We start from the raw sequence: 2,954 nt of genomic DNA on the forward strand, positions 1-2,954 counted from the left end.
TCCCCTCCGCGGCCACACGCCCGCCAGTGCCAGCACACACGCCATGCCGAGGAAGCGCCACAGCTCGGCGGTCATTGGGGCCGCTCCTTGGGCGCGCCGGCGGGCCGCCCCCGGCGGTCGAGCCGGCCCGTGCCGCCGCAGACCGTACACAGGAGCCCCCGACGCCACCCCTTGCCCAGGCACACGCTGCACGTCACCAGGTGTTCTCGCTCCATCGCGGCCTCCGTTGCGTCGTTGCGCCGTTGCGTGACACCGCTCTTGCCTTTCCCCAACCCCCGAGACCGCCTCGGGGGCTCGAAAAAGGGCCGGGAGGGAGGAGGAGCCCCCCCCGGCCGAGGGAGGGACCGGTCAGGCCGCCGCGATCTCCTCTTCCTTCACCTCGTACCAGAACACGTCCTGGCTCTCGCGCCGGGCGCCCACCAGCTCGAGCCGCTCGGCGGGCCAGGTGAGAAGCTCTTCCTTGTTCACCTCTTCCTTCACCCGCACCCCGGCGAAGAACTCGAGCTCTTTGAGCCGCGCCAGCACCATGGCCCAGGTGGTCTTGCCCAGGGTCTTCAGCGCCGTGGTCTTCCTGTAGCCGAGCAGGCCGTGGTTGAGCTCCACGCTCTTCTTGTCTGGGAACAGGGTGTCGCGGTTGTACTCGCTGAAGGCCTGGAGTCCAGCTTCGAGCGCCTTCACCCGCACCTGAAACGGCTCGGCCGCCGCGGCGGCATGGGCCTTGAGGTGGTCGATCTGGCCGTTCATCTCGGCTTCGATGCCCCCGAGCTTGCGCTTGAGCTAGGCAAGCTCTCGCAGCGCCGCGTCGGCCGCGCCCAGGTCTGCAATGGGCACCAGGCCCGCCGGCTTCACCCGCGTTGTCTTCGCCATGTTTTCGTCCTCCCTAGGCGCCGGTGGCGGCAGCGGGCGCGTCGTGCCCGCTGTCTTGCAGCCGCTCGGGCCGCGCGGCGGCGCGGTCGAAGGCGCGCGCCGCCCTGTTTGCCCCCAGGTCGAGCTCCAGCGAGTAGAGGAGCTGCCCCGCCAGGCTCCGGCGGTTGAACCGCGCCTCCTTCACCAGGCGCTCGTAGAGCCCGAGATCCTCTGCGCAAAACGCCACGGTCACCGCCACTTCTTTGCCGTGGCCCGCCGGCATCTCCCCGGCCCCGGGCAGCCCCGCGGGCGTGGGCCCCAGCGGCAGGGCCGGCGGGCTGAACCGCCCCGTGCGCGCCCTCTTGTCGAGCCTCCACCGCCCCTCGCGCCGGTTCGAGGTGTACTCTTCGAGGTAACACTTCTTGCACAGCCCCCGCCCCTTGTTGGGCACGTCCTTCGCCTTGCACTTGCCGCACGTGATCATCATCTCGCGCCTCCTCGCAGTGGCAGCCGCTCACCCGCTGGCGGGCGACGCAGCTCAGTTGACCGATTTCGCCGTATTCGGGGCACTCCACGCGGGCGCCGGGGTCGATGCGGGTACTCACCGGCGCGCCTGCGCCCGCGCCACCTCATGCGCCACGATCTTGTCCACCGTGGCCGACCACACGAGCGTCGCCCCCACGATGCCGACCGTGAGCCCCAGCACCAGAGCCGCGGCCACGATGCCCCAGCGGTCGCCATGGCAGGCCTCGGGCGGGCTGAGGGGCCTGGGCGCGGCGGGAGGCACATTGAGGAGCCGGAGTTGGTAGAGCCACCCGGGACGAGAGGCCAGGATCGCTGTCTTCATGGGTCACCTCCGCGGCAAGAGAGAAAAGCGGGGACGGCGGCGGTCTCCGGGGCCGTCGCGCATGGGCATCAACACCGCCCAGCGGCGCTGCGCCGGCGTTCCGGAGAGAAAAATGGGGCCGATCTGGTGCTGCTCGTCTGCCTCCCCGTAGAGCACCCTCACCACCGGGCCACCGAGACCCTCCAACAGCCGCGCCAGGAGCCAGCGATTGACCAGGCGCGCGCCGAGCCAGCCTTCATTGTGGCAATCGAACGAGTCGGGGCCCGCGCAGCTTTGGCACGGGATCGAGCCGTCGCAGGCGGCGCGCCAGTCGTCGATGTGCTCGCACTTGGCGTTCCTCGCGCCCACGCGGATGGAGCACTGCTCCTTCTGTGCGTCCCACAGATCGCAGCCGATCTCTCCCTTGCCCCCGCAGGCCCGGCACAGTTGGGGCGGCTCTTCGGGCCACCGGGGAGAACCCGCCCACTGGCGCAGCAGCCCCATGCTCGCGTGCCGGTCGTAGGTGGTGCGCGGGGCGAAGAGCTTGTCGACCCAACCGTCAGCCGTGACGTCCGGGGAGGCTGCCTCTGCTCCGGCCACCCGCCCGGCCAGCACCAGGGCGGCGTGGCCGTTGGTGGCCACCGTGATGGGGAGGCCGGACGGCAAGGTGTGGGTCCACGGACGCGCGACGGAGTCTCTCCCGTGGGACACCGGCGCGCAGTAGCGATACAGGTCGTCGAGCTTCACGGGTCACCTCCTCTCTCGCCCCTCGGGCACTCCCGGCACGCCCGGTACAGCGCTACCCGCATCGGGTTGGTGGCCGCGAACGGCCGGCGCCGGTGCTCGGCGCACTCGCCCACCCGCACCTCGCCCAGCACGGGGCACGCCACCGTGGCCGCGCTGTACACCTCCTCGGCCCGGCGCAGCACCCTCCCCGGGTCTCCCTTGTAGGTGCCCCCGTAGCACTCGCTGATGGTGCTGCGGCTGTAGCCCAGGGCCTCGGCCACCGCCCCCTGGCCGTCGCGTTCGACGGCCGTTCGAAACAGCGTCCAGCGGTCTTCGGCGGTCACTCGGCACCCCCCTTCCACACCACCTCGCCGGTGTTGGGGTCGAAGACCTGGCGCACCCGCTGGATCTGGGGCGGCAGGGGCCCCGTGCGCCGGCGGGGCAGGTGCCGGTAGCGCCGATGGCCCACCCGGGCCAGGTACCCGGCCTTGGCCAGGTAGCGGCAGTAGTGCTCGGCGTCGGCCTCGCCCACCACGTGCTCCTCGATCGAGGCGTG

At 71.5% G+C, this 2,954-nt stretch carries 6 protein-coding genes and 1 pseudogene; all 7 read right to left on the minus strand.

All coding sequences use genetic code 11. The features are described from left to right. Positions 1-71: 71 nt before the first annotated feature. Positions 72-215 carry a hypothetical protein gene (locus tag AB1578_23175; GenBank protein MEW6490801.1) on the minus strand — a complete coding sequence of 48 codons (144 nt, stop codon included), beginning with the start codon at positions 213-215 and terminating at the stop codon, positions 72-74. A 133-nt stretch (positions 216-348) separates the two neighbouring features. Continuing rightward, positions 349-765: pseudogene (locus tag AB1578_23180) on the minus strand (host-nuclease inhibitor Gam family protein). Positions 766-880: 115 nt separating this feature from the next. Beyond that, positions 881-1,333 carry a hypothetical protein gene (locus AB1578_23185; GenBank protein MEW6490802.1) on the minus strand — a complete coding sequence of 151 codons (453 nt, stop codon included), beginning with the start codon at positions 1,331-1,333 and terminating at the stop codon, positions 881-883. 114 nt (positions 1,334-1,447) lie between these two features. Further along, the gene (locus AB1578_23190) at positions 1,448-1,693 is read right to left on the minus strand and encodes a hypothetical protein (protein ID MEW6490803.1); all 246 of its coding nucleotides are present in this window, start codon (positions 1,691-1,693) and stop codon (positions 1,448-1,450) included. Between the two features lie 3 nt (positions 1,694-1,696). Continuing rightward, positions 1,697-2,419, minus strand: a complete 723-nt coding sequence (locus AB1578_23195; protein ID MEW6490804.1) for a hypothetical protein — start codon at positions 2,417-2,419, stop codon at positions 1,697-1,699. Then, positions 2,416-2,742: a transcriptional regulator gene (locus AB1578_23200; protein ID MEW6490805.1), complete on the minus strand. Its 327-nt coding sequence runs from the start codon at positions 2,740-2,742 to the stop codon at positions 2,416-2,418. The genes AB1578_23195 and AB1578_23200 overlap by 4 nt, the downstream gene beginning before the upstream one ends. Beyond that, positions 2,739-2,954 (minus strand): hypothetical protein (locus AB1578_23205; protein MEW6490806.1); only part of this gene is annotated, 216 nt, incomplete at its 5' end. The genes AB1578_23205 and AB1578_23200, both read right to left, overlap by 4 nt.

It is taken from the genome of Thermodesulfobacteriota bacterium (assembly GCA_040756475.1).
GTDB lineage: Bacteria > Desulfobacterota > Deferrisomatia > Deferrisomatales > JACRMM01 > JBFLZB01.